General features: G+C 38.5%; 3 protein-coding genes. 1 reads left to right on the forward strand and 2 read right to left on the reverse strand.

Translation table 11 applies throughout. The features are described 5' to 3' along the window. Window positions 1-59: 59 nt before the first annotated feature. Complete coding sequence (locus tag ACYVTD_RS09205; protein WP_461247484.1) at window positions 60-1,493, reverse strand: NAD-binding protein; 1,434 nt, start codon at window positions 1,491-1,493, stop codon at window positions 60-62. An 88-nt stretch (window positions 1,494-1,581) separates the two neighbouring features. Continuing rightward, the gene (locus tag ACYVTD_RS09210) at window positions 1,582-2,883 is read right to left on the reverse strand and encodes an ATP-binding protein (RefSeq protein WP_461247485.1); all 1,302 of its coding nucleotides are present in this window, start codon (window positions 2,881-2,883) and stop codon (window positions 1,582-1,584) included. Between the two features lie 400 nt (window positions 2,884-3,283). On the opposite strand from ACYVTD_RS09210, the gene cas9 reads away from it, so the two are divergent. Then, the coding region (cas9, locus tag ACYVTD_RS09215; protein WP_461247486.1) for a type II CRISPR RNA-guided endonuclease Cas9 at window positions 3,284-5,976 on the forward strand (2,693 nt) is incomplete at its 3' end.

The following is a 5,976-nucleotide window of genomic DNA, read 5'->3' on the forward strand; positions in this document are numbered from 1 at the left end:
CCTATGATGATGCAAAGAAGCCTGATAATTGTTAAATGTTTTGTTTTTGATACCATAATTTATTTTGCCATACCAAAATATTTTTCCAGTTCCGCTTCATTGCCGTTTTTGACAATCAAGACAACCTTATCGCCGGCTTTGTAAACATAATCCCCCTGCGGAATAAAAGATGTTTCGCCTCGGTTCACCAACATTAAAAGCCCGTTTTGCGGAAGATGAAACTCTTTTATGGTTTTTTCGACCGCCGGAGAATCTTCCGCTATTTCTATTTTGACAATGCTGACGCTTCCGTCTCCAAGGTTATGAATATCGCTTATACCGCTGCCCATCAGGTGAGACAGTATTGAATCTACTACTACAGATTTAAGCGGAATTGCCACATCTACTCCAAGTTGATGCGCGATAGTTTTATGCCCCGGACTTTTAACGGCGGCAATAGCCCGCCTAACTCCCAAAGATTTTAAATAAATTGCCGCAATGATATTGAGGTCTTGATTATCAGTTACAGTAATGATAAGGTCAAGCTCGCCTAGTCTTTCTTCTGCGATAAAACTTTCATCGGAAATATCCTCGTTCAAAATAAGCGCGTCCTGAAATTTAGCTGACAAATTTTTACAAAGATCATAATCCTTTTCGATAAATGTCACGCTACGCTTGGTTTTTAGAATAAAAGACTTGATAAAAGATTTAAAATCGCCTTTTTTTGTTTTCTTTGAATCAGAAAAATCAGAATTGGATAAAAGTTCTTCGGCAATAAGTTGTCCCAACCGCCCTCCGCCGACAATACCAATGCGATGGATAGGAGTTTCGGTTCTTCCCGCAAGATTAAAAACCTGATCCATATCTTCTTCTCTTGCGACAATATGAATCAAGTCTCCGGGGCTTAGGATTGTAGAACCGGAAGGAAGGAAACATTCTTTTCCCCGTTCAACCAAAGCGATAAGCCCTTCGTCCCTGACAAAGGAATGGAAATCCAAAAGCGAAAGCCCATCAAAGACGCTACCCTTGGTAATATTTACCGACCCCAATTCATAAGGCGTCCCCGGAAACTGCAAAATATTCCCTTGAGCGCCATGCGACATCGCGTTTAAAACAGCCTTTGCCGCTTCAATGTCGGAATGAATAAACCGATCTATCCCAAGAATCCCCGACCCTCTAAGGTCAGAAGAAGTAATTTTTGTATAATCATCATTTCTGACTCTAGCAATTTTTATTACATCAGGATAACGAGAAGCCGCAAGCCCGCAAATAATCATATTAATTTCGTCAGACTCGGTTACGCAAACCAAAGCATCCGCCTGCGCAATCCCCGCTTCCTCAAGAGACTCAAGACTATTCCCCTCGTCATGCAAAACCAAACAATCCAACCGATTAGACGCATGCCTAGCCGTCTCCTCGTTTGATTCGATCAAAGACACGTCATACTTCTCATGTATAAGATAACGAGCAAGCTGAGTCCCTGTAAAACCGGCTCCAACAATTATTACTCTCACATGGATATTATAGCGGATTTTGGGCGGTTGGGCTAGGATATTGAAAAAGGATAAAAACTAAAGATAATTACCTAGAATGATCAACTTGTTAATCCCGCAAGCACCCGATTGGAACAATATACACGCCATCGTCCCGTTGATAACCCAATTCCGTGGCGGTTAAAACCATAAGAAAAGACGGCTCTTTCATTTTATCAAGATTTATTTTATCACGCAGGATTTTTAAGTTTTCGGCTGCCTTCTCTATTTCTTTTACGCCCATTTTAACTTCTATTGCACCCCATCTTCCGTCTTTCAGATGAACAATAGCATCGGCTTCTAGCCCGCTTTTGTCGCGGTAATGAAACACATCACCGTCAATAGATTGGGCATAAATACGCAAATCGCGGACGCACAACGACTCAAATAACAAGCCAAACGTGTTAAAATCCTGTAACAAATTTTCTGAATTAGCGCGAAGGACGGCGGCGGCAATGGAAGGATCGACAAAATGTCTTTTGGACGCATTTCGTAAAGTAGTTTTAGAACGCATAGCGGGATTCCATGCAAGCAAGTCTTCTATTACGAATATACGGCGAAGAGCGTTAATATAAGAAGAAATCGTTTTTTCAGAAATGGTTTCTTCGTCTGCGGCGATATCCTTGTGAATAGTTGTAATGCTTGCCGTTGTAGAAACATTACGTGCCAATGAACGCATTAAAGCGCGAAGACGAGTAGGGCTTTTTTCAACGCCGTCAACACGAGATACGTCAATATTAATTACCGCATCCACATAATCATATACCTGCTTTAACGCTAGTTTCTCCGAAGCGTCAGATTCAACTGCTTCCAAAGAAGCCGACTGCCAGACAGAAGAAGGCCATCCGCCCCGGATCAAAGCAAAAGCCAATTTTTCGATAGTCAAAGATGAACGGACGCCGCTTTCTTTAGCAGTACCGTCAAAAAGAGATTTTAAGGAAAACTGACCGTTCGATTCCAATGATTCAAACAATGACATGGGACGCATTATCATCCGTGAAATGCGACCAGTTCCTGTATGCTGAATAACATTATCTTTTGGTACGGCAGAACCAGTAAGAATGAACTGTCCAGTTTCTCCACGTTGATCTACCGCAAACCGAACCGCATCCCAAAGTACAGGAGCCATTTGCCATTCGTCAATAAGGCGCGGAGTATCTCCGTCCAATAACAGAGAAGGCTTAACATCAGCCGCTTGCAGGTAAGAGGCGGTATGATCCGGGTCTTGCATATAAAGAGCGCTGGCGGCTTTTTCTTCGGCAGTCCTGGTTTTTCCGCACCATTTTGGTCCCTCAATAAGCACAGCTCCTGTCGCCTTCAATGCCGTATCCAGGACTTTATCCGCTATTCTAGGCAGATATTTCTGTTTCATGGTCTATTTTGATTATAATTGGCACTTCCGCATTTGTCAAGGTTTTACTTCCGCTTTTGGCGTGTTTTTACTTCCGAATTTGGCATTTATGGCGAAATATCAATTACATCGCTTAGAAATTGATTCGGTTTTAACACAATATGCTGACTATAGAGGTCTTTTTCAAAATTATCACACACATAGAGTAATAAAAAAGGAGGGCGTACCCTCCTTTTTTGTCGCCATACGGCGTCATTTTGTGACACACCCTTTCGGGGGTCTTGTTAACATACCGACCAATTTTTCGAATAAACTATGTGTTTATTATGCTTTATGGTATAATATTTGTCAAGATAAATTATCGATTAAATTGCTTTTAAATTGAATAATTTGTAATATATTATTATTTTTGGAGGCTAATATGTGGCGTTTAGCATTAGATATGGGCACAAATTCAATCGGTTGGACGGCTTTGGATATAGAAAACCAAGAAAATATAAAGATTCTTGACATGGGAGTACGAATTTTCCACGATGGTCGTGAACCAAAAACTGGAACACCTATTAATGAGGCTCGGCGAAATGCCAGGCAGATGCGGAGACAAAGAGACAGGAAAATTCGTCGAAAAAGAGCAATGTTGAATTTCCTTATCAATAATAGGCTTATGCCAAAAGAACGAGAGGAACAACTAGCTATTGCCCAACTTGATCCCTATAGTCTACGTGCCGCCGCACTTGAACGGAAACTGGAACCTTTTGAACTTGGTCGTATCATGATGCAGTTTTCAGTACGCCGTGGTTTTAAATCAGGCCGCAAGGAACAGCAGGCAGAAAATACTGCGGAACGAGAAGGAATGTTGGGTGGTATCCAATTATTAGAAACAGAATTGAAAGGTCTTACTCTTGGACAATGGCTCTGTAAACAAAGAGAAGCTGGTAATTCAGTTCGGTTCAAAGCCAAAATAGAAAAAACAAAAATTATATATTCTTTTTATCCTTCGCGGGAAATGTATGAAACTGAATTTGCCGCAATCAGAAACAAACAGGAAAAACATTATAAAGAAATCAACTGGGACAGACTACATTGGCTTGTTTTCTTTCAACGTCCGCTCAAACCGCAGGAAAGAGGTAAATGCCAGTTTTATGAAGACGATTACAGAGGATTCAAGGCTTTCCCTTCGGCGCATCGTTTTAGAATTTTACAGGATATTAACAACCTTAAATATTACAATGAGGAAAAAAGAGAAGAAGAAATACCTGTAGAATTAAAAATAAAATTATTTGATGGACTTAATTCACAAAAATCGCTTACATTTAATAAAGTAAGAAAGATGTTTGGAGCGAATTATACGGGGAATTTTAATTTAGAAGACGAAAGAAGAAAAGAACTTAAAGGTAATGAAACATCGGTAGATTTAAGAAAGCCTGAATATTTTGGGGAAGAATGGGATAAACTAGAAATAAAAAAACAAGATGAAATCATAGAAAAATTGATGACAGAAAATGATGAAAAAATTATTTATAATTTCTTAAAATCTTTTGGATTGACAGAAGAAAAAATAAAAAAAATATCAGGTTATAATATGGCGGTCGGGGTAACGATGCTTTCATCGCGTTTTATGATTGAATGTTCTGAAATAATGATAAAAGAATGGATTCGTTATGACGAAGCGGTAAAGAAGATGGGGTTTGATCATTCTATGAAAGAAAAGCAAGATATTAAAAAGAAACTTCCATATTACGGTATAGTACTTAAAAATCTTGTAAGTGGCGGGAAAGGAGAAAATTATAAGGATATTAATAAAAATATGAATATTGATGAAATAATATATGGCCGTATTACAAATCCTACTGTACACATTGCCCTGAACCAATTAAGAAAATTAACAAATGTTCTAATCCGCCGTTATGGTAAACCAGATGAAATTATTCTGGAATTGGCGCGTGAATTAAAATGGGGGAGAACGAAAAAAGAAGAATATAATAGTAAAATAACAAAAAACCAGAAAGAAAAGGAAAGAATTAAAGAAGAATTGAATAAGCTTGGCTTGATAAAGATAGGAAGTGAAGATATTAAAAAATATAAATTATGGGAAGAACTTGGGAAAGATGGGCTTGTGAGGCAATGTCCGTACTGTGGAAAAACAATATCAGCAAAAAAAGAGTTATTTTCTGGTAATGTGGAAATTGATCATATACTTCCTTATTCAAGAACAATGCTTAATTCAATAGACAACTTAACGGTGGCGCATAGATCGTGCAATCAGATTAAGAAAAACATGGGACCTTATGAAGCGTTTGGGAAAAGCCCAAAAGGGTTTGACTGGGATCAAATTATTGAAAGAGCGGATAGATTACCATCAAATAAAAAGTGGAAATTCTATCCTGACGCAATGAAAAGATTTAATGAAAGGGAGGGGTTTATTGAAAGACAGATAATGGACACTCATTATATTTCAAAGGCAAGCAAGGATTATTTATCCGTGATATGTGACAAAGATAAAATATGGGTAAGCACGGGAAAGCTCACGGCAATATTGAGGGCATTATGGGGTTTCAATACTCTACTAAATAGGGGGCATGATACATGGTTTAAGAACAGAAGCGATCATCGCCACCATGCTTTAGATGCTATGGTTATAGGGTTGTGTAACCGCCATCTGATAGCCGAAGCTGCAAGAATTAATAGTAGCAGAGGCTATAATGAAATAAAAGCTCCACCATGTCCGATAAAAAGAAGTGATATTGAAGGAAAGCTAAAATCTATAATTGTTTCATATAAACAGGATCATGGAAAAGAAGGAAAACTTTATGCCGAAACCGCTCTTGCAAAACATTCTTATGTGGAACAAATCGCTCCTGAGGATCTTGAAGAAAAAGAAATAAATCGCATTGTACCCAAAAAAATACAAGAAGATATTGCTATTTTGGTTCAGAAGGAAGGGTTTAGAAAAGCAAAAACACTAATACAGAAGAAATATAAGCATCTCAATGTTTTTCGGGATAAATGGGTAACTCGCGCTCCTCTGGAATCTCTTTCCGAACGTGACATTCCAAATATTGCCGATCCAGTTATCAGGGAGCAGATTCAGAAATTTATAAAATCTAATCCAAT

The sequence above is a fragment of the Treponema sp. R6D11 genome, assembly GCF_054786075.1.